This window comes from Streptomyces sp. NPDC002125, assembly GCF_053593715.1.
Genome location: NZ_JBSFDD010000006.1, coordinates 296,605 through 321,319, shown reverse-complemented (window position 1 = coordinate 321,319; position 24,715 = coordinate 296,605). Strand labels below are relative to the sequence as shown.

General features: G+C 71.8%; 26 protein-coding genes. 14 read left to right on the top strand and 12 right to left on the bottom strand.

What is annotated here, in order from left to right; translation table 11 throughout:
• Nucleotides 1-4: 4 nt before the first annotated feature.
• Entirely contained in the window at nucleotides 5-1,618 is a 1,614-nt protein-coding gene (locus ACWCQM_RS14060; RefSeq protein ID WP_450915536.1) for a regulator, read from the bottom strand.
• A gap of 327 nt (nucleotides 1,619-1,945) precedes the next feature.
• Between ACWCQM_RS14060 and lipB the strand changes: the two genes are divergently transcribed.
• The 4 genes from lipB (at nucleotide 1,946) to ACWCQM_RS14040 (ending at nucleotide 5,081) form a co-directional block, all read left to right on the top strand.
• Nucleotides 1,946-2,758 (top strand): lipoyl(octanoyl) transferase LipB, encoded by an 813-nt coding sequence (lipB, locus tag ACWCQM_RS14055; RefSeq protein WP_450915535.1) that lies wholly within the window; start codon nucleotides 1,946-1,948, stop codon nucleotides 2,756-2,758.
• Between the two features lie 145 nt (nucleotides 2,759-2,903).
• A complete protein-coding gene (gene lipA / locus ACWCQM_RS14050) occupies nucleotides 2,904-3,872 on the top strand; it encodes a lipoyl synthase (protein WP_450915534.1) in 969 nt (322 codons plus the stop codon).
• Nucleotides 3,873-4,142: 270 nt separating this feature from the next.
• Nucleotides 4,143-4,343, top strand: a complete 201-nt coding sequence (locus ACWCQM_RS14045) for an SCO2195 family GlnR-regulated protein (RefSeq protein WP_267076138.1) — start codon at nucleotides 4,143-4,145, stop codon at nucleotides 4,341-4,343.
• A 30-nt stretch (nucleotides 4,344-4,373) separates the two neighbouring features.
• The gene (locus tag ACWCQM_RS14040) at nucleotides 4,374-5,081 is read left to right on the top strand and encodes a DUF4191 domain-containing protein (RefSeq protein ID WP_267076137.1); all 708 of its coding nucleotides are present in this window, start codon (nucleotides 4,374-4,376) and stop codon (nucleotides 5,079-5,081) included.
• A gap of 153 nt (nucleotides 5,082-5,234) precedes the next feature.
• Here the strand turns inward: ACWCQM_RS14040 and ACWCQM_RS14035 are convergent, their stop codons facing one another.
• On the bottom strand, nucleotides 5,235-5,702 hold the full coding sequence (locus ACWCQM_RS14035; protein ID WP_450915533.1) for an RDD family protein: 468 nt from the start codon (nucleotides 5,700-5,702) through the stop codon (nucleotides 5,235-5,237).
• A gap of 221 nt (nucleotides 5,703-5,923) precedes the next feature.
• On the opposite strand from ACWCQM_RS14035, the gene glnA reads away from it, so the two are divergent.
• Nucleotides 5,924-7,333, top strand: coding sequence for a type I glutamate--ammonia ligase (gene glnA, locus ACWCQM_RS14030; RefSeq protein WP_073747604.1), 1,410 nt, complete (start codon nucleotides 5,924-5,926; stop codon nucleotides 7,331-7,333).
• Between the two features lie 103 nt (nucleotides 7,334-7,436).
• On the opposite strand, the gene ACWCQM_RS14025 is transcribed toward glnA, so the two are convergent.
• Nucleotides 7,437-8,012 carry a helix-turn-helix domain-containing protein gene (locus ACWCQM_RS14025; protein WP_450915532.1) on the bottom strand — a complete coding sequence of 192 codons (576 nt, stop codon included), beginning with the start codon at nucleotides 8,010-8,012 and terminating at the stop codon, nucleotides 7,437-7,439.
• 119 nt (nucleotides 8,013-8,131) lie between these two features.
• On the opposite strand from ACWCQM_RS14025, the gene ACWCQM_RS14020 reads away from it, so the two are divergent.
• Together ACWCQM_RS14020 and ACWCQM_RS14015 are read left to right on the top strand one after the other, a co-directional pair.
• The gene (locus tag ACWCQM_RS14020) at nucleotides 8,132-8,968 is read left to right on the top strand and encodes an EamA family transporter (RefSeq protein WP_450915531.1); all 837 of its coding nucleotides are present in this window, start codon (nucleotides 8,132-8,134) and stop codon (nucleotides 8,966-8,968) included.
• Between the two features lie 75 nt (nucleotides 8,969-9,043).
• Nucleotides 9,044-9,751 carry a B3/B4 domain-containing protein gene (locus ACWCQM_RS14015; RefSeq protein ID WP_450915530.1) on the top strand — a complete coding sequence of 236 codons (708 nt, stop codon included), beginning with the start codon at nucleotides 9,044-9,046 and terminating at the stop codon, nucleotides 9,749-9,751.
• A gap of 40 nt (nucleotides 9,752-9,791) precedes the next feature.
• On the opposite strand, the gene ACWCQM_RS14010 is transcribed toward ACWCQM_RS14015, so the two are convergent.
• From ACWCQM_RS14010 to ACWCQM_RS13985, 6 genes are all read right to left on the bottom strand, one after another.
• Complete coding sequence (locus ACWCQM_RS14010; RefSeq protein ID WP_450915529.1) at nucleotides 9,792-10,400, bottom strand: hypothetical protein; 609 nt, start codon at nucleotides 10,398-10,400, stop codon at nucleotides 9,792-9,794.
• A gap of 82 nt (nucleotides 10,401-10,482) precedes the next feature.
• The gene (locus ACWCQM_RS14005) at nucleotides 10,483-12,294 is read right to left on the bottom strand and encodes a choline/carnitine O-acyltransferase (protein WP_450915528.1); all 1,812 of its coding nucleotides are present in this window, start codon (nucleotides 12,292-12,294) and stop codon (nucleotides 10,483-10,485) included.
• Nucleotides 12,295-12,332: 38 nt separating this feature from the next.
• Nucleotides 12,333-13,139, bottom strand: coding sequence for a class I SAM-dependent methyltransferase (locus ACWCQM_RS14000; protein ID WP_450915527.1), 807 nt, complete (start codon nucleotides 13,137-13,139; stop codon nucleotides 12,333-12,335).
• Between the two features lie 50 nt (nucleotides 13,140-13,189).
• Nucleotides 13,190-14,059 carry a HalD/BesD family halogenase gene (locus tag ACWCQM_RS13995; protein WP_450915526.1) on the bottom strand — a complete coding sequence of 290 codons (870 nt, stop codon included), beginning with the start codon at nucleotides 14,057-14,059 and terminating at the stop codon, nucleotides 13,190-13,192.
• Between the two features lie 154 nt (nucleotides 14,060-14,213).
• Nucleotides 14,214-15,014, bottom strand: coding sequence for a hypothetical protein (locus ACWCQM_RS13990; protein WP_450915525.1), 801 nt, complete (start codon nucleotides 15,012-15,014; stop codon nucleotides 14,214-14,216).
• An 86-nt stretch (nucleotides 15,015-15,100) separates the two neighbouring features.
• Nucleotides 15,101-15,370: a hypothetical protein gene (locus ACWCQM_RS13985; RefSeq protein WP_073747596.1), complete on the bottom strand. Its 270-nt coding sequence runs from the start codon at nucleotides 15,368-15,370 to the stop codon at nucleotides 15,101-15,103.
• Nucleotides 15,371-15,489: 119 nt separating this feature from the next.
• Between ACWCQM_RS13985 and ACWCQM_RS13980 the strand changes: the two genes are divergently transcribed.
• The gene (locus ACWCQM_RS13980; protein ID WP_450915524.1) at nucleotides 15,490-15,849 is read left to right on the top strand and encodes an arsenate reductase family protein; all 360 of its coding nucleotides are present in this window, start codon (nucleotides 15,490-15,492) and stop codon (nucleotides 15,847-15,849) included.
• Here ACWCQM_RS13980 and ACWCQM_RS13975 read toward each other — a convergent pair.
• Nucleotides 15,779-16,705 (bottom strand): alpha/beta fold hydrolase, encoded by a 927-nt coding sequence (locus tag ACWCQM_RS13975; protein WP_450915523.1) that lies wholly within the window; start codon nucleotides 16,703-16,705, stop codon nucleotides 15,779-15,781. The two genes, ACWCQM_RS13980 and ACWCQM_RS13975, sit on opposite strands and share 71 nt — an antisense overlap.
• A gap of 84 nt (nucleotides 16,706-16,789) precedes the next feature.
• On the opposite strand from ACWCQM_RS13975, the gene ACWCQM_RS13970 reads away from it, so the two are divergent.
• The gene (locus ACWCQM_RS13970; protein WP_450915572.1) at nucleotides 16,790-17,221 is read left to right on the top strand and encodes a MarR family winged helix-turn-helix transcriptional regulator; all 432 of its coding nucleotides are present in this window, start codon (nucleotides 16,790-16,792) and stop codon (nucleotides 17,219-17,221) included.
• A 109-nt stretch (nucleotides 17,222-17,330) separates the two neighbouring features.
• On the opposite strand, the gene ACWCQM_RS13965 is transcribed toward ACWCQM_RS13970, so the two are convergent.
• Together ACWCQM_RS13965 and ACWCQM_RS13960 are read right to left on the bottom strand one after the other, a co-directional pair.
• Nucleotides 17,331-17,582: a hypothetical protein gene (locus tag ACWCQM_RS13965; RefSeq protein ID WP_450915522.1), complete on the bottom strand. Its 252-nt coding sequence runs from the start codon at nucleotides 17,580-17,582 to the stop codon at nucleotides 17,331-17,333.
• 132 nt (nucleotides 17,583-17,714) lie between these two features.
• Nucleotides 17,715-18,641: a Gfo/Idh/MocA family protein gene (locus ACWCQM_RS13960; RefSeq protein ID WP_450915521.1), complete on the bottom strand. Its 927-nt coding sequence runs from the start codon at nucleotides 18,639-18,641 to the stop codon at nucleotides 17,715-17,717.
• Between the two features lie 206 nt (nucleotides 18,642-18,847).
• Here ACWCQM_RS13960 and glnII point away from each other — a divergent pair, with 206 nt between their 5' ends.
• The 5 genes from glnII (at nucleotide 18,848) to ACWCQM_RS13935 (ending at nucleotide 24,694) form a co-directional block, all read left to right on the top strand.
• Entirely contained in the window at nucleotides 18,848-19,882 is a 1,035-nt protein-coding gene (gene glnII / locus ACWCQM_RS13955) for a glutamine synthetase (RefSeq protein ID WP_450915520.1), read from the top strand.
• 379 nt (nucleotides 19,883-20,261) lie between these two features.
• Nucleotides 20,262-20,921: a winged helix-turn-helix domain-containing protein gene (locus ACWCQM_RS13950; protein ID WP_450915519.1), complete on the top strand. Its 660-nt coding sequence runs from the start codon at nucleotides 20,262-20,264 to the stop codon at nucleotides 20,919-20,921.
• A gap of 182 nt (nucleotides 20,922-21,103) precedes the next feature.
• Nucleotides 21,104-22,369, top strand: coding sequence for a histidine kinase (locus ACWCQM_RS13945; RefSeq protein ID WP_450915518.1), 1,266 nt, complete (start codon nucleotides 21,104-21,106; stop codon nucleotides 22,367-22,369).
• On the top strand, nucleotides 22,354-23,001 hold the full coding sequence (locus ACWCQM_RS13940; RefSeq protein ID WP_450915517.1) for a LuxR C-terminal-related transcriptional regulator: 648 nt from the start codon (nucleotides 22,354-22,356) through the stop codon (nucleotides 22,999-23,001). The genes ACWCQM_RS13945 and ACWCQM_RS13940 overlap by 16 nt, the downstream gene beginning before the upstream one ends.
• Before the next feature lie 160 nt (nucleotides 23,002-23,161).
• Complete coding sequence (locus tag ACWCQM_RS13935) at nucleotides 23,162-24,694, top strand: DUF1996 domain-containing protein (protein ID WP_450915516.1); 1,533 nt, start codon at nucleotides 23,162-23,164, stop codon at nucleotides 24,692-24,694.
• The last annotated feature ends 21 nt before the right edge of the window (nucleotides 24,695-24,715 follow it).

Genomic DNA, 24,715 nt, shown 5'->3' with positions numbered 1-24,715 from the left:
GGGTTCAGCCCAGCGCGGCCACCCGGTCGCGGTATCCCCGCACGGCGGTGGCGTCCTTGTACGGCTCCAGGCGGCGCTCGAAGTCGCGTACGTACTCGGTCGCCCGCACCGACCGCATCTCGGCCGCCTGCTGGGCCGCCTCGGCGCCCAGCAGGCACGCCTGGTCGAGCTCGCCGAGGCCCAGCCGCGCGGAGGCGAGCACCACCCGGCAGAACAGCCTGCTCCGGGCGTACACCGGCGCGCGCAGCTGGAGCGAGCGCTCGGCGTGCTGGGCGGCGACGCGGTACTGCTGGAGGTCACGGTGGCAGTGGCCGAACTCGTCGGCGAGCTGCGCCTCGTCGAAGTAGCGCGCCCAGTAGGGCACGTCGTCGCCGGGCCGGGCCGACTGCAGGGCGCGTTCCGCCCGTACGAGCGCGGCGACGCAGGCCCTGGCCTCGCCGAGCACCCCGTGCCCGCGCGCCTCGACGGAGTGCAGCAGGGCCATGACGACGGGCGGCGCGGAGGAGCCGATGCCCTGCTGGGCGACGCGTGCGAGCTGGACGGCTTCCCTGCCGTGCCCCAGATAGACCGCCTGACGGCTCATCGTGATCAGGACGAACGCGCCGTACCCCCGGTCCGCTGCGGCCTGGGCCAGCCGCAGCGCCTGGACGAAGTAGCGCTGGGCGAGGCCGTGCGCGGCGATGTCGTACGAGGTCCAGCCCGCGAGCCGGGTGAGATCGGCGGCGGCGGAGAACAGCCGGCGGCCCGTCGCCTCGCTGTAGCTGCCGCGGAGCATGGGTTCGGCCTCGTGCTCCAGATAGCGGACGAGGGCCTGCCTGGCGTGACCGCCGCCGTAGGTGTTGTCCAGCGTGCGGAAGAGCTCGCCCACGGAGCGCAGAGCGGCGACGTCGCCGCTGCCGACGCGCTGGCCGGTGCCGCGTTCGGTCTGCCGCTGGCGCGGGACGCCCAGGGGCGGTGCCGCGGCGGGCGCGGGCGGACGGGACGAGCCCGGCCCCCGGGTGCCGCCCGCCCTGACGCCCTGGAAGCCCGCTCCGGCGGGCGCACCGGGCGCCTGCTGGACGGGCGAGCCGTTGGCCCGCTGGAGCCCGTGCGGCGCCCGGGGCCCCGGCGTGTCCGAGGACGCGCGCGGGGCGGGCAGGCCGTTCGCGCGGTCCGGCGGTTCGCCCCGGCCGACCCATTCGTCGGCCCGTCCGATCAGCCAGTCCCGGCTGGGGACGACCAGCCCGGCCGGGGTGAAGGCGATCTTGCGCAGTTCGGCGTGGCTCCCGGAGTCCTTGCGCCACAGCCCGCTGACGATGTCGACGGCCTCCGCGGGCGTGGCCGCGAACTCCAGACCGGCGTAGACGGGCGCGCACGCGTCCAGCCCCAGGTCCTGGGCGGAGAGCCGGCGTCCCAGCCTTCTGGTGAAGACCTCGGCGATCAGCGCGGGGGTGGTGCCCCGGGGCTGCTGGCCGCGCAGCCAGCGGGTCACCGAGGTCTTGTCGTATCGCAGATCCAGCCCGTGTTCGAGACCGAGCTGGTCCACCCGGCGGGCCAGCCCGGCGTGGGAGAACCCGGCTTCCGCGATGAGGGCGGCGAGCCGCCGGTTCGGGGTTCGCTGCGGAGGTCGTTCCGACATCAGCTGTAAGGTCTCCTGCCTTCGGCGCCGGGCGGGCAGCCCTTACGGGCTCCCCCACGAGTGGGAGCGGGCGAGCCCGTCATGGAACGGCGCGAACTTAACCGCCCCGGCGGCGACGCCAGCGCCCTTCGCTCCACGTTCATCCGATCGTGTGAGGATTTGCGGTTCGCTGACGAAGGTCCGGTGAACGCACCGGCCGGGCTCCACCTGCCGGACCCGCTTCCCCGGAGCGGTCGTACAGTGGCTCCGGGCGCATATCAGTGCAAGGTGACGTGGCTCCGGGGAGGCTCCCCGGCCCTCCGGCACCGCGAGTAGGGAGGCACCCGAGTGAGTGAGCTGCGGTTCGACCGACTGGGCTTCGGCACGGAAGCGGTCGACTACCAGGAGGCATGGCAGAAGCAGCGCGAGGTGCACGCCGCCCGGTTCGAGGACACCGTCCCCGACACCTGCCTGCTCCTCGAGCACCCGCCCGTCTACACGGCGGGGCGGCGCACCGCCGACAGCGAACGCCCGCTGGACGGCACCCCCGTCATCGACGTGGACCGCGGCGGGAAGATCACCTGGCACGGCCCCGGTCAGCTCGTCGGCTACCCGATCATGAAGCTGCCCCGCCCGGTGGACGTGGTGGCCCATGTCCGCCGCCTGGAGGACGCGCTGATCCTCACCGCCGCGGAGTTCGGCGTGGAGACCACCCGGATCGAGGGCCGCAGCGGCGTCTGGGTCCTGGGCGACCCGGTCGAGGACCGCCCGGCGCTCGGCGGGCTCTCCCTGGACTTCGACCCCCGGCTGCACGACGAGGAGTTCGACGCCCGGCTGAACGGCCCCGAGTACGCGCCGTCCAACGCCGGCCAGCGCCGCGAGGACCGCAAGCTGGCCGCGATCGGCATCCGGGTCGCCAAGGGCGTGACCATGCACGGCTTCTCGCTGAACGTGAACCCGGACAACACCTGGTTCGACAGGATCGTGCCGTGCGGCATCAGGGACGCGGGTGTGACGTCGCTCTCCAACGAGCTGGGCCGCGAGATCACGATCGACCAGGTGCTCCCGGTCGTCGAGAGGCACCTGCGGGACGTCCTGGAGAACGCCGCGCTCGCGCCCCGCGTCATCGAGTCCCCGGAGACCGCCACCGCCTCCGCCTGAGACGCCTGTCCGAGACACCTGCACGAGCCACGGGAATAGGCCCTGTCGGCCACAGGTTGGGCAGACGTAAGACCGTTCTAACCACGGGCGTACCCTGGTGTTCGCCGAAGATTCCAATGCAGTAGAAGCTAAGGGGAGTGCCGGAGTGTCCGCTGTCGCACCCGACGGACGCAAGATGCTGCGTCTTGAGGTCCGGAACAGCCAGACCCCCATCGAGCGCAAGCCCGAGTGGATCAAAACCCGGGCGAAGATGGGCCCCGAGTACAACCAGCTGCAGAAGCTCGTGAAGAGCGAGGGTCTGCACACGGTGTGCCAGGAAGCCGGCTGCCCCAACATTTTCGAATGCTGGGAGGACCGCGAGGCCACCTTCCTCATCGGCGGGGACCAGTGCACACGGCGCTGCGACTTCTGCCAGATCGACACGGGGAAGCCCCAGGCCCTGGACCGTGACGAGCCCCGCCGCGTGGGCGAGTCCGTCGTCACGATGGACCTGAACTACGCCACCATCACCGGCGTCGCACGCGACGACCTGGAGGACGGCGGCGCCTGGCTGTACGCGGAGACCGTGCGCCAGATCCACGCGCTGACGGCGGAGCGGGAGGCGGGCGCGACCAAGGTCGAGCTGCTGATCCCCGACTTCAACGCGGAGCCCGAGCAGCTGGCCGAGGTCTTCTCCTCGCGCCCGGAGGTGCTCGCGCACAACGTCGAGACGGTGCCCCGGATCTTCAAGCGGATCCGCCCCGGCTTCCGTTACGAGCGCTCCCTGGAGGTCATCACGCGGGCCCGCGAGGCCGGCCTGGTGACGAAGTCCAACCTGATCCTCGGCATGGGCGAGACCCGCGAGGAGGTCAGCGAGGCGCTCCAGGACCTGTACGACGCGGGTTGCGAGCTCATCACGATCACGCAGTACCTCCGCCCCTCCGTGCGCCACCACCCCGTCGAGCGCTGGGTGAAGCCGCACGAGTTCGTGGAGCTGAAGGACGAGGCCGACGCGATCGGTTACTCCGGCGTCATGTCGGGTCCGCTGGTGCGTTCCTCGTACCGCGCCGGACGCCTCTTCCAGCAGGCGATCGAGCGGCGCGGCGCGACCGCGCACACGGCTCCCGCCGTGTGAATCCGCGCACAAGAAGCTACTGAGCGGTAATAGCTGCGACGACGCGGCCCGTACGGCTCCCGCAGGTCGGGGGCCCGTATGGGCCGCGTCGGCGTGCGCGGCACCGAAATCAGGGTTTCATTGGTGTTTGACCGACCGGTCATGCACTGGTAACACCGAGCAGTGACCCTAGGTACATACGCGGTGGCTCCCACAGCCGCCGTCGTCATTGCTTCCCGCTACTCAGTGCGCGCCGGGCGCGCGCATCCGCTCCGAGGGGGAACACCCACGATGCACGCCGCACCGGTACGAGCCAACGCCATCCCGACCGTCGCCACCGCGCTCCGCGCCGTCGAGTCGCTGCTGCTGAGCAGCGGCCAGCGCACGGCCCGCCAGAACGCCTGGACCGCGGTCCTGGAGGACCGTCGCCGGGCCAAGGACCGGGTCGAGGCGGAGCATGTGCTCCGGGCTGTGGCCGACCACCGTTCATAGGTCACTCCCGCGCCACGTAAACTTCTGTACATGGCGAGGAAGGCAAACACTGAAGGCGCGGACAGCGCCGAGAACGCGGGGCGGCTCAAGCAGATCGCCCTGACCTACAAGATGACCAGGCGGACGGACCCCAAGGTGGGTCTTGTCATCGCGGGCGTGGGAATCATCACCTTCGGTGTCCTCCTCGGGATCGGTTTCCTGATCGGCCACCCCGTCTACGCGGGCATCCTGGGCTTCGTCCTGGCACTCCTCGCGATGGCGATCATCTTCGGGCGGCGTGCCGAGCGCGCGGCCTTCGGGCAGATGGAGGGACAGCCGGGCGCCGCAGCGGCCGTGCTGGACCGGGTGGGCCGCGGCTGGACCACGACCCCGGCGGTCGCGATGAACCGCAGCCAGGACGTCGTCCACCGGGCGGTGGGCAAGGCCGGCATCGTGCTGGTGGCCGAGGGCAACCCGAACCGGGTGAAGAGCCTGCTGGCGGCCGAGAAGAAGCGGATGGCGCGCATCGTCGTCGATGTGCCGGTGCACGACATCATCGTCGGTGACGGCGAGGGCCAGGTGCCGCTGAAGAAGGTGCGCACCACCATGCTGAAGCTTCCGCGGGTCCTGACCGGCCCGCAGGTGACCGCGGCCAACGACCGGCTGCGGGCGATGGGCGACCTGATGAGCAACATGCCGCTGCCGAAGGGCCCGATGCCGAAGGGCATGCGGATGCCGCGCGGCGGGAAGATGCGCTGACCCGGTTCCCCGGAACATGACATGAGAGCGGCCCCGGACGATTTCCTCGTCCGGGGCCGCTCTCTTCTGTTCGTACGCTCCCGGTGTGCGTGCGCAGTCTCGCGTACGCCGGGAGTTCTCCGTCTGTCCCTACGCCCGGATTCCTCCGTGCGCTCAGATACGGACCTGGACCGCGCGGGCCAGCCGGTCGTGCAGGCCGCGGCCGTCGCGGTCCCAGACGACGGCGGGGATCACCAGGCCGAGCAGCACGGTCCGGACGACGACGCGTACGACGCCGAGCCGCCCGCCGTCCTCGCCGATGACCCGCAGGCCCAGAATCCGCTTGCCCGGTGTGGAGCCCACCGTTCCGACCGTCAGCAGGCTCATGACGAGGAAGACACCGAGCGCCCAGTTCCCCGCCGCCTGCTGGTCACCGGCTGCGAGCAGCCCGTATGCGATCAGCATGCACAGGGCCCAGTCGATGAAGAGGGCCCCGAGGCGACGGCCGAACGAGGCGACAGACCCCGGGCCCTCCTGGGGCAGACCGAGGCGCTCGCCCCGGTAACCGAAGTCGGCGCCCATCTCCTCGGCCGCCGCGCGCGGCCCCGAGAGCCACGATCCGATTGCTTGCCTGTTGTCCACCCGTCCACGGTACTGCGCCCGCGTTTGCACCTGTCCGGGCGGGGCACCGAACAGGGCGTTGAGGTGTCGCCCACAGCCGCCCCGGTTAACTTGGGCGAAACAAATGGGTCATGCTTGAGAAATCCCGTCTGCCTATGGTCGGGTCCAGCGTGTGCCACCGCACTGGCCGCACAGAGAGCTACAACCCCGCCCTTTCCCGGGTCGGGAGTAGGAGGAGTTGGATGTTCCAGAACGCCGACGAAGTCCAGAAGTACATCGCCGACAACGACGTCAAGTTCATCGACGTCCGGTTCTGCGACCTGCCTGGCGTGATGCAGCACTTCACGATCCCGGCAGCGACCTTCGACCCGGCCGAGGAACTGGCTTTCGACGGCTCGTCGATTCGCGGCTTCCAGGCCATCCACGAGTCCGACATGGCGCTCCGCGCAGACCTGTCGACGGCCCGTGTCGACCCGTTCCGCCGCGACAAGACGGTGAACGTCAACTTCTTCATCCACGACCCGATCACCGGCGAGCAGTACAGCCGTGACCCGCGGAACGTGGCCAAGAAGGCCGAGGCGTACCTCGCCTCGACCGGTGTCGCCGACACCGCGTACTTCGGCCCCGAGGCGGAGTTCTACGTCTTCGACAACGTCCGCTTCCAGACGTCGGCGAACGAGAGCTTCTACCACATCGACTCCGAGGCCGGCGCCTGGAACACCGGCGCGGTCGAGAACAACCGGGGTTACAAGGTCCGCTACAAGGGCGGCTACTTCCCGACCCCGCCGGTCGACCACTTCGCCGACCTGCGCGCCGAGATCTCCATGGAGCTGGACAAGAACGGCCTCCAGGTCGAGCGCCAGCACCACGAGGTCGGCACCGCCGGCCAGGCCGAGATCAACTACAAGTTCAACACGCTGCTCGCCGCGGCCGACGACCTGATGCTCTTCAAGTACATCGTGAAGAACGTCGCCTGGCGCAACGGCAAGACCGCGACCTTCATGCCGAAGCCGATCTTCGGCGACAACGGCTCGGGCATGCACGTCCACCAGTCCCTGTGGTCCGGCGGCTCCCCGCTGTTCTACGACGAGCAGGGCTACGCGGGCCTCTCGGACATGGCGCGCTACTACATCGGCGGCATCCTGAAGCACGCCCCGTCGCTGCTGGCGTTCACCAACCCGACGGTGAACTCCTACCACCGCCTGGTCCCCGGCTTCGAGGCCCCGGTCAACATGGTGTACTCGCAGCGCAACCGCTCCGCCGCGATGCGCATCCCGATCACGGGCTCCAACCCGAAGGCGAAGCGCGTCGAGTTCCGCGCCCCGGACCCGTCCTCGAACCCGTACCTGGCGTTCTCGGCCCTGCTGATGGCCGGTCTGGACGGCGTCAAGAACAAGATCGAGCCGCCGGAGCCGATCGACAAGGACCTGTACGAGCTGGCTCCCGAGGAGCACGCCAGCGTCCAGCAGGTCCCGACCTCGCTCCCGGCCGTCCTCGACGCCCTTGAGCAGGACCACGAGTACCTCCAGGCGGGCGGCGTCTTCACGCCGGACCTGATCGAGACGTGGATCGACTACAAGCGCACGAACGAGATCGCCCCGATCCAGCTTCGCCCGCACCCGCACGAGTTCGAGCTCTACTTCGACCTCTAGATCGCGGTAGTTCTCAGGCACACGACCGAGGGCCGCCGTCCCGTGACCGGGACGGCGGCCCTTCGGCGTGCGCGGGGTCCGGCGGCCCGGGACCGCCGAGGTGTCACGCGGGGCCCGGGGGCAGGTGGACGGTCATGATCAGGTGGCAGGGCCCGGTGCCCGATCCGCGGTAGGTGTGCGTGTGGTCGGCGTCGAAGGTGGCGGTCTGCCCCGCCACGACGGAGTGTTCGGCGCCGTCCACGACGAGCACCATTTCTCCGGCGGTGACGCTGACGGTCTCCACGACTCCGGCCTGGTGGGGGTGGCTGGGGTACTCCTCGCCCGGTTCCAGCGTCCAGCGCCAGACCTCGGTGGCCGCCGGGCCACTGGTGGTCAGCATCAGCCGGGCCTCGCTGCCTCGTTCGCCTCTCCACAGGGGCATGACGGTGTCGGCGCTCACCACCCGGACGCGTTGCCCGGGGTCGCCCTCCACCAGCAACGACACGGAGACACCGAGGGTGTCGGCGAGGCGCACCAGGGTGGCGAAGTTCGGGTTGCCCTGGGCCTTCTCCAGGGCGACCAGGGCGCCCTTGCTGACCTTGGCGCGACGGCCGAGCTCGTCCAGTGACAGGCCGGCGCGGGTACGGGCCGCGCGGACGTTGTGGGCGAGCGTCCGCAGCGCCGCCTGGGCCTCGGCCATCGCTGTCACCTTTCGAGCGGTGGGTCATTTCAATGCACCGCACAGTCGTTCAGTTGAACGAAGCGGTCGGTACGTTGTATGGTGTGGTCGTTCCATTGATGGTAAGGGATGTACCACCCGTGATCGCTCTGCTGCTGGCCCTGGGCAGCTCCCTGGCCTACGGATGCGCCGACTTCCTCGGAGGTCTCGGCGCCCGCAAGGCCCACGTCCTGCGTACGGTGATGATCGCCGCTCCGGCCTCGCTCACCGTGGAGCTGCTGCTGTGGCCCTTCCTCGGCGCCTCCTTCTCGGCCGCGACCCTCGGCTGGGGTGCGGCATCCGGCGTGGCGTCGGCCGCCGCGTTCGCCCTGCTCTACCGCACGCTGGCGATCGGCCCGATGAACGTCCTGTCCCCGGTGACCGCGCTGGTCTCGGCGATGCTGCCGGTCGGCGTGGGTCTGGCGCAGGGGGAGCGTCTCGGGGCGGCCGGGCTGATCGGCCTGCCGCTGGCGCTGGCCGCGGTGGTGCTGGTCAGCGCCGGGCACGGCGCCGGCGGTGCGCGCCCGTCACGCACCGCGCTGCTGCTGGCCCTGGGCGCCGGGGCCGCCATCGCCCTGCAGCTGGTCTTCCTGCACCAGGCGCCTTCCGACAGTGGCGTCGGCCCGCTGATCGTCGGGCGCGCCGTGTCCTCGGCGGTCACGCTGGCCGCCGCCGGCCTGATGTTCCGGCGGCTGGGCGCGGAGAAGCCCGCGTACGCGATCTCGGCGGCGGCCGGCGTGCTGGACTCGGTGGCCAATCTGCTCTTCCTGGTCGCCGCCCGCAGCGGTGACCTGGCGGTCGTCGCCGTGATCACCGCGCTGTACCCGGCCGGTACCGTCCTGCTCGCCCGGGGTGTCCTGGCCGAGCGCGTCCATCGCGGCCAGCTGATCGGCCTGGGCACCGCCGCCGTCGCCGTCAGCCTCCTCGCCCTCACCTGACCCCGCAGTCTCACCCGACCCCGCAGTCCCTGCCCCCCGTCTCAGCCCGCTTCACCGGAACGGACCCCCTTCCCGATGAACACCTTCCGCCTCAGCCCCGCCGTCGCCGAGGAGTTCCCCGGCACCCTGATCGCCGTCGTCACCGCCACCGGCCTGCGCGGCCACGAGGACTGGCCCGCCACCACCGCCGCCCAGGAGGACCTGGAGCGGCAGCTCGCCGACGGCACGTGGCAGCCCGCCGACGAGAGCGACCCGCGCGTCGAGGCGTGGCACACCGCCTACCGCTCCTTCGGCACCAACCCCCGCCGCGTCCGCCCCAGCGTCGACGCCCTGGGCCGCCGCCTCGCCAAGAAGGGCTCCCTGCCCCGGATCAACCCGGCCGTCGACTCCTACAACGCGGTCTCCGTCCGTCACGGGCTGCCCGCCGGCGCCTTCGACCTCGGCCGTGTCACCGGCGACGTGGAGATCCGTCACGCCGACGGCACCGAGTCCTTCACGCCGCTCGGCGAGCCCGACACGGTCGAGAATCCCAAGCCCGGCGAGATCATCTACACCGACACCACCGATGTCCTCACCCGGCACTGGAACCACCGCGACGCGCACCGCACCCGTGTCACCGAGGACTCCACCCACGTCGCCTTCGTCCTCGAAACCCTCCACGGCACCCGGGACGGCCACCTCGTCGAGGCCGCCGCCGCAGAACTGCGGGAGCTGCTCGCCGGGCACTGCGCCCTGAGCACCGTGCACCTTCTCAGCCCCGCACACCCGCGGATCACCGTCTGAGATCACGCCCCGCGCGTCATCGCGGAGGTCCGGCACGGCACTACCGGGAGCCGGCCCACGCCGAGAAGATCCGGGAGATGCCGGCCCGCACGGCGCCGCGGCGGGTGAGGACGGCTCTGTCGACGCCGGAGAAGAGGGCCGCGAGCGCGATGTCGGCCGGAACGGCCTGGCCCGCGGGGCGCACCGTCAGCTGCTTCCGCTTCCCGAAGCCGGACTGCGTCACCGTGACGACGGCGCCCGGGCTCTCGCTGTCCGCCGACCTGGTGAGGACGTAGTCGCGGCGGTTGACCGCGGTGAGCCGGTACCGGTCGCCCAGGTACCTCATGTGCAGGGAACGCCCGCGGCGGGTCGGCGCCCACCGGTTCCTGCTCAGGTGCACCACGGCGTCGCCCACCCGGAGCGAGGCTCCGTTCAGGGTCGGCCGGGCGAGCTCGTCCATGTGCACGCCGCGCGACTCGAAGGTGGCCACCGGCAGGAACCCGCCGCGCGCCTCAGCCCTGCCCGCCTGCGGAAGGTGCGGCGGGACCGGGTACCTCACCTGTATGTCGCCGAACTCCGGCGACGTCCCCCGCCAGCCGGAGAACGGCCGCTCGCGCGGGGGACGTTCGGTCCAGGGGTGCAGGGTGAACGAGGCGGCCGTGGTGTGCATGTGTCTCTCCCCCGTCGGTCGCCGGCTCGGCGAGCCGACGGGGCAAAGATACGTGCGCGTTCCACGACGCCGGCGGCTCGGGTCAGTCCGTCAGCAGCTCCCGCAGCTCCGCGACCGCCTCGCGGAGCCGGTCGGCGAAGGCGTCCATCTGGCCGGCCACCGCGCGCGGGGTGCTCAGGTAGAGGTTGAAGCGCTCCGGCAGCAGGACGTACGCGACGCCGATGCAGCGGCTGCTGGTGGAGCCGAAGCCGAAGTACTGGATGTTCTCCGACGGCGCCGAGCTGGTGCTGAGGTAGTCGTCGCGCATGGTCAGCCAGCCCGGGGAGCGGTACAGGGCGGGCTGCGCGGTCACACCGAGCTCGTCACCGCGGCGGCGCTGGATCAACTCCAGTTCCCAGAGGTGCTGTTCGGGGGCCTCGCCGGCCTGGCACTCCTTGGCGCGGGCCACATGGGCCCCGGCGGCGGCCCGGAACGCGGCGCGGCGGGCGTCGCGGCCGGCCGAGGGGTCGTCCATCGCCGCGACGAAGGCGGGCATCTCGGGGGTGACGACACGCATCGCCTCGGTGCGGCCGTGGCGGTACTGGCGGGTGGCGATCGACTCGTACGTGGCCCCGAGGTGACCCTTGGCGCGCTGGTGGGCCAGTTGGTAGGCGGCCTGGACGAAGGCGTCCGGGGAGACTCCGAGGGCCTTGGCGGCGGTGCTGCCGAAGTCGTCGAACGACACGGTGCTGGTGGCGGTGTCGTTCCCGTACGCCTCGAACGCCTCGGCGGCGGCGCGCACCTGGGCGCGCAGGGGCTCGTCCAGTGCGAAGGAGAGCGGGTGCGGGACGGGTACGCCCTGCCCGCGTGCCCCGGAGGCCCGGGAGTGCTCGTCGGGCGAGGTGCCCAGCAGCGCGTCGGTGAAGCTGAGGATGGTCGTCCCGTCCAGCTCGCAGTGCTCGACGTTGATGCCGGCCCGGCCGTCGGCGAAGACGACGAAGGAGACGGCCTTGTCGAACCAGCGGTTGCCCCGGTCGCCGTACAGCAGCTCGTCGCAGGCGGCCTGGGTGTCCCCGGGTGCGAAGTCCTCCAGGCAGACGCAGAAGAGGGCGGTCTCGATGTCGTCCAGGGTCCGGGCGTTGCCGGGGTGCGAGGCGAGCAGGGACTGCCGGGCGTCCGCCCACTCCGCGCGGGCCATCGTGGTGAGGTGGCCCGCCCGGTCCTCGTCGGGCGTAAAGACATCGGCCTTGGCCACCGCACGCAGCCCGGCCTCGATCTCGTCGAGGCTGTGCGGGACGCCGTCGGGGCCGAGCACGTCGAGCCGGAACGCGGTCCCCCGGAAGAGGACCACGATGTGCCGTGCGGTGGACGGACCGGGTTCGCTCTCGCTGTACGGGGCGCGCACACCGTCCAGGGGCACGCCAGGGATGCGGGTCGTGGAGAAGAGGTAGGCGTTCTGCACCATGGACTGCGGCACGCCGCGCTGCTCCACCGGCGCGATGAGCCCTTCGTCGAGCCGCCGCTTGTAGTGGAGCGCCCCCGCCACGAGCCCCGCCGCCCGGTCGAGCTGGCCCTGCCCGGTGTCCTGGAACAGGAAGAAGAAGTTGGCGTTGAGCGCGATCCGGTCCCGCCTGCCGAGGTAGCGGTACGGCCAGAAGGTGTCGAGCCAGCTGTGCACGCCCTCCGTCGCGTCGTACTCCTCCAGTGCCGCGTGCAGCCTCCGGCCGGGGCCGTCGGGCCGGAGGAACGCGGCGACCTCGGCCTCGGTCGCCGCCAGTTCCCCGGCGGTCAGCAGGGGGGCGCACCAGGCGAGGAATCTCTCGCAGCTCGCCTCAAGTGGCGGCAGCGGCACGCGCGGCAGGCTTCCCTCACGGGCGAAGGTGGCTCCGGCTGCTGCTTCCTGGCTGAGGTTCAACGCGGCTCTCTCTTCTCGGTCGGTGGGGCTGGGGGCTGTTACCGCTGCGGGGGCCTGGAGAGGTAGAGCTGAGCGTAGAGCCAGCCGTCCTCCTCCAGGCCGCTCGCGTCCACGTCCGCCTCGGCCATGCTGTCCAGGACGAGCCGCTGTTCCCTCGGGCCGGCGAACCGCCGCTGCTTGAAGACCTCGTCCACCCGGGTCGTCCGGTAGCCCAGATCCGCCAGGGCGTCCTCCACGGGGCCGAAGGGGAACATCCGCAGCACGAAGTGGGCCATCCAGGGCAGGCGGCCGTCCTGGGCCCGCACGACGCGGGTGAGGGTGCGCTCGGTGACGTAGCCGACGCAGCCCGTCGAGATCACCAGGTCCGTACCCGCGAGCGTGGCGCGCTGCTCGGGGGTGGGGTCGTCCGCCTCCAGGTCGGCGTGGACGGTGTCGTCGAGGAATCCGGCCTCGCGCGCGTAGGCCAGGGCACTGGTGGAGGCGTCCAGGCCGGTGAAGAGCAGGCCGTGCGCGGGGCTGCGGGAGCGCGAGAGGTCCTGGTCGCGGGCCAGGAGTCCGGCGCGGGTCGCGGGGCCGGTGCCGTCGTAGCGCGCGTACAGCTCGTCCATGGTGATGTCGTACTTGAGCAGGGCCGCGTTGATCCCGTACGAGCAGCCGATGTCCAGCACCCGGGGGACGGCCACCCGTTCCGTCTCCCGGTACTCCTTGATGAGCTTGTCGAACCAGGGCTTGGCCAGTTGGGGCACGCGGTAGCCGAGCGGGCGGAGCACCTGGAAGTAGGTGCGCGGGTCGGGCGCGGTGTAGATGTGTTCCAGCGAGACTTTTCCGGACGCGTCGAAACGCAAGGGGCTTCTCCTCGGTGGGTCGCCTGGCGGTGGACGGCCTGGACCGTGCGTCAGTCGAGCAGTCGGTCGCCCCGCACGGCGCGGCCCTCCGCGGCCAGGTGCGCGGGCAGGACGCGGCCGAAGAGCTGCCGGGTCCTGGAGACGCTGCCGATGACGCCGGGGCGCTCGCTGTAGGCGAAGATCGCGCTGTGGCGTGCCAGAGCGCCCCGGACGGGGCTGACCCGGTGCAGCGAGTAGCGGCCCTTGAACAGCTGGAGGTCGCCCGGCCTCAGGGGCAGACGCCGGGTCAGGTGTCCGCCGCGGCCGTCCAGGACGTCCCGGACGTCGTCGAAGCGCTCGTCCTCGGCGGACCTGATGTTCGGGCAGTACTCGAAGGAGCCGCCCTCCTCCGCGCCCTGGGTGAGCATGCTGACCGTGTACTCGTTGGTGTCGAAGTGCCAGGGGTGCTCCATGCCCGGCCGTACGACGTTGAGCACGAGCCCGGAGAGCGGGTCCGCCAGCTCGTACAGGCGCGGCAGTCCGAAGCAGTCGGCGACGAAGCGCTGGAACGACTCATGGGCGTACAGCCTGCTGATGAGGGCGTCAGCGGGGACCCGGTCGCGGGCCACGAAGGCGTTGCCGCGCTCGAAGGTGCGCCGGCCGGGGTGGCCGTCGGGCAGGTCCGTGTCCACGTCGATGTTGTAGACGTTGACCGTCTCGACGTCGAAGTACGCCTGCGGGGCGATGGCGGCGCACTCCTGGCGCAGGACCTCGTGGAGGGCGGGCCTGACGAAGTCGGGCAGTACGGTGCAGCCGGTGCCGGCGAGCTCCTCCCTGGCCCGCGCCACCACGGCGCGGGTCCGCGTGTTCTCCGGCTCCGTCAGGGGGTAGTGGTCCGTGTCGACCACCTGGTCGAGCGTGATGGCTTGCAGAGTGCTCATACGACCCTCTCCACGCGCACGTCGGTAACTCAACTGTCGAGTAACAGAGTTGAAGCTCCCACAGCACCGCCGCGTTGTCTGTGACACGTCACACTTCCGTGGGGTGCGCACGACGGCCAGGGGGCCGTACCGGCCGGTGCGGGCCGTGCGCCGGTCAGGCGAGGTCGATCACGGGCCGGAAGGTGAAGTCCTCGAACATGTCCTCCCCCTCCGGTCCGCCGAGGAATTCGGCCGTGGAGGGGTTGCGGTTGGCGGTGGCCAGCGGCAGCCATTCGAGCAGGGTCCCGTAGCCGCCGCAGACCGCCTCTCCCCCGTCCCCGCCGTATACGAAACCGGGGTCCGAGGTCATCTCCGCGCTGTCGTAGACATCGAAGGCGATACGCAGCCCGAAGGCGTTCGGCAGCCGGTGCGGGCCGGTCCCCTCGCCGTACGGGGAGGCGCCCGCCGGGCAGTCGTCGCCCCAGCGGAACAGCGTGGCGGCGCCGGCGCCGCAGGCGTGCTCCCACTCGTCGGGGTGCGGCAGCCGCAGGCCGCGCTCGGCGAGCAACGCGGGCACCAGGGAGGGGATTTCGGGGAGCTTGACGGGCTCCACCGCCATCAGCACGGTGGGCAGGACGACCGTGCGGCGGGGAGTCATCACGCGGGCGAGGAGGGCGCGCGGGTCCTCCTCGAAGCCGAAGCCGCCGGCCAGGCTCTCCTCCTGGTACGAGAGGAGCTGCCCGGGGAGCGGCTGCCAGGCGTCCACGTCGAAGCCGACGGTCACCTCGCCGCCGGGTATCAAGGCGTACCGCTCGCCGTCCCGTTCGATCACGGCCCGGTGCGGAGCGCCGGCGGGGGCGGCGTCCAGGCTCAGAAGACGGCCGCCCGCCCGGCGGGCGGCCTCGTCGGCGTACCTCCCGCACGCGGCGGGGTCGAGGCCGCGCCAGTGGGCGAAGGTCAGTTCGGCGAGAGACATGGCGTGCAGTCTCGCATCCGCCTCCCACAGCGGGGCGCGCGCCTGTGCCCCCGGGCCCAGGAGCCCGGGGGCACAGGCGCGCCGGGTCAGCGGCCGTAGCGGATCAGGGCGCGGACCATGCGGCAGGTGGTGTCGGACGGCGGGTGGATGGCGAGGCGGGCGGCCGTCGCGCGTATCCGGGCGTTGTCGGCGCTCGACGGCTGGTACACGCCGGTGTCGAGCAGGGCGATGGCCAGACGCATGGCCTTGAGGCGGCGGTTGTGCGAGACATACCACTCGCGGGGACGGCCCGCGGGGAGCGGCTTCTTCCGAAGGGGCTGGTGGAGCGGCTCGGTCGTGGCTGTGGCAACGGCCATCGGCAACCTCCTGGCGCGGTGGTGGAACCCTCACGAACTGCCTCCATTTTACCGCCCCCCACTGACAATCACCCCTGGCCAGAGGCCCTTTGGAGAATCCCTCCCGTACCCTGGGCCCCATGGAGATCTGGATCAATCCCGCCTGTTCCAAGTGCCGCAGCGCGGTGAGCCTGCTGGACGCGGAGGGGGCCGACTACACCGTCCGCCGCTACCTGGAGGACGTGCCTTCGCCCGAGGAGATCCGGGCGGTGCTCGGCCGACTCGGACTGGAGCCGTGGGACATCGCACGGACCCAGGAGGCGGAGGCGAAGGAGCTCGGACTCAAGGACTGGCCGAAGGACGAGGCGTCGCGCGAGCGGTGGATCACGGCGCTGGCCGGACACCCGAAGCTGATCCAGCGCCCGATCATCACGGCGCAGGACGGTACGGCCGTCGTGGCGCGGACGGACGAGGCGGTACGGGACGCGATGGGCCGCTGAGGAAGTCCTCCATGCGGCGGCCGGTCTCGGCGGCACCGGGGACTCCGAGCGGCAGGGAGTGATGGGTGGCGTCCGCGACCGTCGCCGTCTCGGCGTGCGGGAGCAGCCGGCCGGCTGCCGCGGCGACCCTCCGCGCGTCGTGGGCCCGGCTGTTCGCGGCGAGCAGGACGAGGGTCTCCGGCTCCAGGCCCCGCAGTTCCTCGGGCGAGGGCCTCGGTCCGGTGACAGGACGGGCCGTGGGGAAGCCGGCCGCCTCGTCGCGCAGCCGTGTCCAGGCGGGGTCGAAGGGCGCGCCTGCCGTCTCCCAGGCCAGGAAGGCGCGGGTACGGCGGACCGTGGGGCGCAGCAGCATCGGCAGCGCGCGCAGCAGATAGGCGGGGCTGAAGCCTCCGAAGCACCCGGTCGGGTCCACCAGCACGAGCCGGCTGACACGCCGGGGCGCGTGCAGGGCGTACCGCAGGGCGATCCAGCCGCCGTACGAGTGGCCGCAGAGCGCGGCGGACGGCACGTCCAGCCCGTCCAGTACGGCGTCGAGCCATGCCGCCAGGTCGGCCGCCGAGCGGAGCGGGCGCTCCCCCGTCGTGCTGCGCCCCGGCTCGCCGACGAGATCGACCGCGTGGACGCGATGGGTCAGCCCGAGACGGGCCGCCTGGACGTACCAGACAGCGGAGGGGACTCCCCCGCCGGGCAGCAGGACCAGGGGCGGAGCCCCCTCGGGGCCGCAGCTGTTGACGTGTGTGGCGCCGTACGGGGTCGGGACCAGGGACGGGACCGTCCCGGTGGGCCAGTGGGCGGCCAGGACCTCGTCGTACGCGGCGAGGAATGCTGGCGGAACGGACTGGGGTGCGTGCGTCATCGATCGCCTCCTGACCCTATTTTATCTCGCTGAGCGAGATAAAATAGGGGCGTGACCGAGATAGAGGGGCCGGACGGCCCGGAGATGGCCACGGTGCATCTGCTGCGCCGGGTCGCGGTCGAATTCGGCCTGCGGCAGGCCGAATTCGCCTCCCGGAACGGCATGCACCCCACCGACGTACGCGCGTTGGTCTGTCTGCTCGACGCGAGCCGCTCCGAGACGCCCGCGACCGCGGGGTGGCTGGGCTCGCAGCTGGGGCTCAACTCCGCGGGCACCACCGCGCTCATCGACCGGCTGGTCCGCCTCGGCCACGTCACCCGCACCCGGGACGCGCTCGACCGCCGGCGGGTGCTCCTCACGGTCGACGCGCGGGCGGTGGAACGGGGGCAGGAGTTCTTCGGGCAGCCCCTGGCGCGGATCGCCGATGTCCTGCGCACCTTCGACGACCGGGAGGCGGCGGCCGTACGCCGTTTCCTCCTGGAGGCTCACACCGCGCTGGCCGCACACCCCGACTGACCCGGCCGGCCGGGATCACCCGGCCCGGAGCGGACGGGGGCGGCTCGCCGGGCGGGGGCGGAACCGACGGCACACGCGCCGTGGGAGGACCGAGGGCGCACGCGCCCCCTCAGCGGTTCTGCCGTTCGGCCTTCTTCCGGAGCGCGATGCGCCGCTTGCGCAGGTCCGCCTGGCGGCTCCGGCTCGCCCTGCCCGCGGCGGTCCGCGCCCGCTCCTCGGGGCTCTTCCTCTTCCGGCGCCCGATCAGGAGGAGCCCGCCGAACAGCATCACCAGGATCAGGACGACGAGGATGCCCAGGAACACGGCCAGCCCGCCCGGCAGGTGACTGAAGTCGTAGTCGCGGTACGTCCTGTTGTTCACCGTGCCCCCGCTTCGCCTGATCTCCGGCCCGTGCGGCCCGGATCTCGTCACCCTGACCCGCCGTTCGGGCCCGCCCCTCGCCCGCCACCCTAACCGGCCGTTCCGGCCCGTCCCAGGGAACGGGCGTGGGGATCAGGCCCGGCCGAGCCCCGCCTCGGCCTCGGCGAGCACCTCGGTCAGCCGTGCCCCGAACCGCACGTCGCAAGGGTGCGCGACGCCCGTACGCGCCGCTTCGGCCAGAGCGTCCACGGCCGCCGCGAAGGCGCCGAGCGCGTCACCGCCGCCCGGGGGAAGGGCGGACACTCCCCGCTCGCCCCGGAATTCGACCTCGGTGCCCACCGCGCCCGGCGGCGCGTCCAGCGCGAGCGTCACCGTGCTCGACGCGCCGGAGGTGTGCCGGAGCAGCAGCTGCGTGGTGTCGGCGGGCCCCCGGGCCGCGACCACCTCCGTCACGTCGCCCAGGACCGGGATCAGGACCGAGAGGGCGTGCGGGCCGACATCCCAGAGGGCGCCCTTCTCGCGCCGCCAGGGCGAGTCGGCGAACTCGCTGCGCGCGCCCGGCGCGAACAGTGCGCCCATCCACAGGGCACGGGCGGTGAACCAGCCGCCCGCGGCGGCCTGTTCGGCGATCCAGCCTGCGGTGCCCGCGGCGAAGCGGAGCGTACAGAAGACCACGGAGGCGACCTGGGCCCGCTCGGCGGCCCCGGCGACCTCCCGGGCGCCGGCCGCGGTCGTGGCGACCGGCTTGTCCAGCAGCAGATGGCATCCGGCCGCCGCGGCCCGCACGGCCAGGGCCGCCTGGACGTCCGGCGGCACCGCGAAGGCCACCGCGTCGCTCGCGGCCAGGAGCGCGTCGAGCCCCTCGTCGCCGGTGTACGCCTCGGTGCCGTGGGCGGCGGCGAGCGCCCGGGCGGCTTCGGGGCGGCGCCCCCAGACACCGCTGAGCACGGCGCCGGGGTGGGCGGTGAGCGCGGGGGCGTGGGTCAGGCGCGCCCAGGGGCCCGCCCCGACGAGGGCGGTACGGAGCGGTGTGCCGGGGCCGGCGGCGTGTGTGGTCATGCCCGCCAGTGTGCCGGGGGCGGCGCCGGGGCGCGGACCGTATCCGATGCGACGCGGGCTGAGACGGCCCCGGACAGCGCAGACCTGGCGTCCGACACCTTCGGGAAACCTCGGTAACACGGGGTTCACATTCGGGCAACGGTCGGGAAATCGCACCTTGCGAAGCTGCGCACCATAGACCGCAGCACCCGCAAAGGATGGCGTCCGTGACCTTCAAGGCTGAGTACATCTGGATCGACGGCACCGAGCCGACCGCCAAGCTTCGCTCCAAGACGAAGATCATGTCGGGGACCCCCTCGCAGGACGTGGCGGATCTGCCCATCTGGGGCTTCGACGGTTCGAGCACCAACCAGGCCGAGGGTCACGCGTCCGACCGGGTCCTCAAGCCGGTCTTCACCTGCCCGGACCCGATCCGCGGCGGCGACGACGTCCTGGTCCTGTGCGAGGTCTTCAACATCGACATGACTCCGCACGAGTCCAACACCCGCGCCTCGCTGCGCCCGGTCGCCGAGCAGTTCGCGGCCCAGGAGCCGATCTTCGGTATCGAGCAGGAGTACACCTTCTTCGACGGACACCGTCCGCTCGGCTTCCCCGAGGGCGGCTTCCCGGCCGCGCAGGGCGGCTACTACTGCGGTGTCGGCGCGGACGAGATCTTCGGCCGTGACATCGTCGAGAAGCACCTCGACAACTGCCTGAAGGCGGGTCTCGGCATCTCCGGCATCAACGCCGAGGTCATGCCCGGCCAGTGGGAGTTCCAGGTCGGCCCGCTGTCCCCGCTGGAGGTCTCCGACCAGCTGTGGATCGCCCGCTGGCTGCTCTACCGCACCGCCGAGGACTTCAACGTCTCCGCCACCCTGGACCCGAAGCCGGTCAAGGGCGACTGGAACGGCGCGGGTGCGCACACCAACTTCTCCACGAAGGCCATGCGCGAGGGCTACGAGGCGATCATCACGGCGGCCGAGTCGCTGGGTGAGGGCTCGAAGCCGATGGACCACGTCAAGAACTACGGCGCGGGCATCGACGACCGCCTGACGGGTCTCCACGAGACCGCCCCGTGGAACGAGTACAGCTACGGCGTCTCCAACCGCGGCGCCTCGGTCCGCATCCCGTGGCAGGTCGAGCAGGACCAGAAGGGCTACATCGAGGACCGCCGCCCGAACGCCAACGTCGACCCGTACGTCGTCACGCGGCTGATCGTCGACACCTGCTGCACCGCGCTGGAGAAGGCCGACCAGGTCTGATCCGCCACCGATCCGGTACGAAGGGGCGTCCGCATGCCGGGCGCCCCTTCGGCGTGCCCGGCCTCCGCGACGGCCGGGAAGGACGGTACGGAGGGGGCGGGTGAGGAACCTGACACAGAGGTCCGTATCGACGGGTGAGAGACCTCTCCTGCACGGCGCCGATCTCTGCTTCAATGGGGGCATGGCCAGCTTCCAGTACACCGCGTCGGGTCGCAGCGACCTCGAGCCGTTCTGGCCCTCTCGTCAGCATCATGACTTCGACCGGGTGTGTTGCCGCGCGTGGAACGCGCAGGCCCTCTAAAGCCGCCTCACACCGGCCTTCGGTCCGCGCGCACGACGTACGTCCTCGACGACTCCTCGCGCGAAAGAGCTGACCCTCATGGCGAACACCCGTACCTTCTCCACCGCGTCCGCCGCCACCGCGGCGTCCGCGGTGTCCGCTGCGGCCACCACCACCGCCCGCAACACCCTGTCCCCCGGCCGCCACCGGCTGCGGGCCGTCGACCGTGACGAGGTCGTCGAGCTCCCGGACGTGGCAGGCTTCCTCCCGCCGGGCGCCACCTGGCTGCCCGCGCCCGCGCACACGCTGCCGGCGCTGCCGGGCCGGCCGCCGATGGTCGGTTACCTGGTGCTCGTGCCCGCCGACCAGCAGCCGGCCCTCGCCGGAGCGGTGGCCTCCGCCCAGCACCGGGAGCTCGTGCCGGGGCTCGTGGCGGAGCCGGCGCCGGAGGCGTCCGCGCCCGCCGGTGCTCCGGCGGGCGGTCCCGTGCAGATCGACTCCACGCGTCGCACCGCGGCCGTGGACGGCGTCGCCCTCGACCTCACCTACCTCGAATTCGAGCTGCTGGCGCACCTCGTGGCGCATCCGCACCGGGTCCACACCCGCGACCAGCTGGTGACGACGGTCTGGGGCTACGGGCACGTGGGCGACGGACGCACCGTCGACGTCCATGTCGCCCGGCTGCGCCGCAAGCTGGGCGCCGAGCACCGCCGGTCGATCCAGACCGTGCGGCGCGTGGGCTACAAGTACACGCCCTGACCTCACACCGCAGGGACACGAGGCCCCGGGACACGCTCCCGGGGCCTCGCCGCGTCCGGGCCGAGGTGGTGCCAGGTACACCCTCACGCCGGGTGGTGAAACGGCTGCCGGTGATCCCCGTGCCCGGGGGAGACTGGGCGTCGACCGGATCCGCTGGGGGCCCGGCGAGGGGAGGCGGCTTCATGGGATCGGCGAAGAACCGGGTACGGAACGCGCTGGTGAGCGGCGGGCGGGCGTTCCTGCTCTCTTTCGAGAGCATCGTGGGTTCGGCCGCTCTCTTCATCCTGTCGCTCCTCTCCTTCACCTTCATCCTGCTGGGCGTGGGCCTGGTCACGACTCCGTGGCTCGTGGACGTGGTCCGCAAGCACGCCAACCGGCGCCGGCTGCTCGCGGCCCAGTGGTGCGACGTCCGCATCCCGGTCCCCTACCGGCCGTTCCCGAAGGATGTGCGCTCCGGCTTCACCGGGCAGGTCGAGCGCACCATGCTGCTGCTGAAGGACCCCGCGACCTGGCGGGACCTGCGGTGGCTGCTGCTCGACATGACCGCGGGCTATGTGGTGCTGTTCCTCTCCTTCGCTCTGCTGCTCTACCCCCTGGAGGGCATCGTCCTGGCGGCGGGCCTGTGGCGGGTGTTCGAGGACGACGCGTACTGGTACACCTTCGTGCCGGTCAGCAGCCAGTTGACGGCTCTGGCGGCGGCGCTGCTCGGCATCGTGATCTTCCACCTCGGGGTGTGGTCGAGCGGACGCCTGCTGCGGCTGCACTTCGTGATCGCCCGGTCGGCCCTGGCGCCCACCCCGGAGGAGCTCGCGCAGCGCATCGACCGGCTCACCGAGACCCGGCACGAGGCCGTGGACACGGCGGCGTCCGAACTGCGGCGCATCGAGCGGGATCTGCACGACGGGGCGCAGGCCCGGCTGGTCGCCATGGGCATGAACCTCGGCACCATCGAGGCGCTGATCGAGAAGGACCCCGCCGAGGCGAAGAAGCTGCTGGCGATGGCGCGTACGTCCTCCGCCGAGGCACTGACCGAACTGCGCGATCTCGTACGGGGTATCCACCCGCCGGTCCTCGCCGAACGCGGGCTGGGCGACGCGGTGAAGGCGCTGGCCCTGCGCCTGCCGGTCGCGTCGGAGGTCACGGTGGAGCTGGACGGGCGCGCCGAGGCCCCGGTCGAGTCGGCGGCGTACTTCGCCGTCAGCGAGACACTCACCAACGCGGTGAAGCACGCCGAGGCCGACCGCGTATGGGTGGACATGCACCACGCGGAGGGCATGCTGCGGATCGCCGTCACCGACAACGGCAGGGGCGGTGCGGCCGTCGGCGGGGGCTCGGGACTGAGCGGAATCGAACGCCGACTGGGTACATTCGACGGCGTACTGGCCGTCAGCAGCCCTGCGGGCGGCCCCACCATGGTGACCATGGAGATCCCTTGCGCGTTGTCCTAGCCGAAGATCTCTTCCTGCTCCGCGACGGGCTCGTGCGCATGCTGGAAGCCTACGATTTCGAGATCGCGGCGGCTGTCGAGACCGGGCCCGAACTGACCAGAGCACTGGCCGAGTTGAAGCCGGACGTCGCCGTGGTCGACGTCCGGCTCCCGCCGTCCCACACGGACGAGGGCCTGCAGTGCGCCCTGACGGCACGCCGCGACCGGCCGGGGCTCCCGGTGCTCGTCCTCTCGCAGCACGTGGAGCAGCTGTACGCCCGTGAGCTGCTGGCGGACGGCAACGGCGGCATCGGCTATCTGCTGAAGGACCGGGTGTTCGACGCGGACCAGTTCATCGACGCGGTGCGCCGGGTCGCCGGGGGCGGGACGGCGATGGACCCGCAGGTCATCTCGCAGCTGCTGTCCCGGCGTTCGGCGGACAAGCCGATGGGCGGGCTGACCCCCCGGGAGCGGGAGGTCATGGAGCTGATGGCCCAGGGCCGCTCCAACGGGGCGATCGCCTCGCAGATGGTGGTCACGGAGCGGGCGGTGGCCAAGCACACCTCGAACATCTTCGCCAAACTCGGTCTTCCCCCGTCGGACGACGACAACCGCCGGGTGCTCGCGGTGCTCGCCTACCTCGACCGGGGCTGACCGCGCACCCGCCTTCCGGTCCCGGGGAGCGCGACCCCGGGCCCGGATGGCTCGGCCAGGCAATTCCGCGGCGGTCTGAACGGGTGGGGCCGCCGGTCCGTATGGGACGTCACGCTTCCGATTCGGAGCACTCGAAGCGGACTCGAAGCGGAGGAGTTCCATGGGACGCACATCGCGCAGGAAACGTTCGACTCTGGCCAACCGGGCGATCGTCGCCTCGGCCGCGCTGATCCTGGGGGGAGGTGGGCTGGTCGCCGTCAATGTGTACGCGAGTGCCGGAGAGGGCGCGTCCGGCCCGCCTCGCGGGGAGTTCCAGGCCGCGGGCCGCCAGATGTCCACCATCGACTGCCCCGACGCGGGGATCGCCCTGCCGGGGATACCGGAAGGGGCGCGGCCGGAGGTCGACCGTGAGCTGGCCGCCATGGATACGCAGATCACCGAGGCCTACCGGCAGTTCGCGGACCGCAGGGAGCAGATCGCCCGGGACCCGGGCCTCGCGGGGAACGCCGTTCTGGGCCCGCTGAGGAACAAGCGGGCCGCCAGCCTCGACCGGATCGGGATCGCGGTCGAACGGGTCTCGGGCGAGCGCCCACAGGGCCTGGACGGGCTCGCGGGCTGCGGCCTGCGGGCGGACGACGAGGCGGCCCCGCCGGAGGAGGGCCAGCCGGAGGAGGGCCAGGCTCAGGAGGACCAGGGCGACGGCCAGGGCCAGGGGCCCGGGGAGGCCGCCGACCAGGGGCAGGGCGAGGGGCAGGGCGGGGACCAGGGCGAGGAAGAGGGCGAGGGCGACGGTCAGGGCGGGCAGGGCAACGGTCCCGAGGCCTCCGACTTCGTCGACATCGAGTCCGTCCAGCCGAACGCCGACCGTCCCCGCAATCGCGGCGGCGCCTCCCGGGGCACCTTCCGCACCGACTGCGGCCGCAACGAGAACGGCAAGTTCAACCCGGACAACGTCATCGCCGCCCCCGGTGTGAGCAACGGCGCGCACCACATGCACGACTACATCGGCAACCAGGCGACCGACGCCTTCTCCGGCGACGACGAGCTGGCCGCAGGCGGGACCACCTGCCGGAACCAGGGCGACAGGTCCACGTACTACTGGCCGGTGCTGCGCCTGCAGAACGGCCAGGACGAGAGCGACGTGGACGCGGACGGCGGCGGGAAGGACCAGAACACCGGGGAGATCCAGACGCCTTCCCAGGTCACCCTGAAGTTCGTCGGCTCCCCCACCGGGAAGGTCACGGCGATGCCCCGCTTCCTGCGGATCATCACCGGGGACGCCAAGGCGTTCACCAACGGCGACGCCAACGCCAACGCGTCCTGGAGCTGCACCGGATTCGAGAACAGGCAGCTGAAGGACAAGTACCCGATCTGCCCCGAAGGCAGCCAGGTGGTGCGCACCTTCGCCTTCCAGAGCTGCTGGGACGGGCGGAACACCGACAGCGCGAACCACCGCACCCATGTGGCCTTCGCCCAGGACGACGGGCGGTGCCCGCAGGGCTTCAGGGCCATTCCGCAGCTGGTGCAGCGCATCGTGTACGACGTCCCGCCGGGCCCGGGCTTCGCCGTCGACTCCTTCCCGGAGCAGCTGCACAAGCCCGTCACGGATCACGGTGACTTCATCAACGTCTTCGACGACAGGCTGATGAGGAAGATGGTGAGCTGCATCAACGGCGGACGCTCCTGCCGCTGAGCCGGCGGCCCCGGCGGCGGT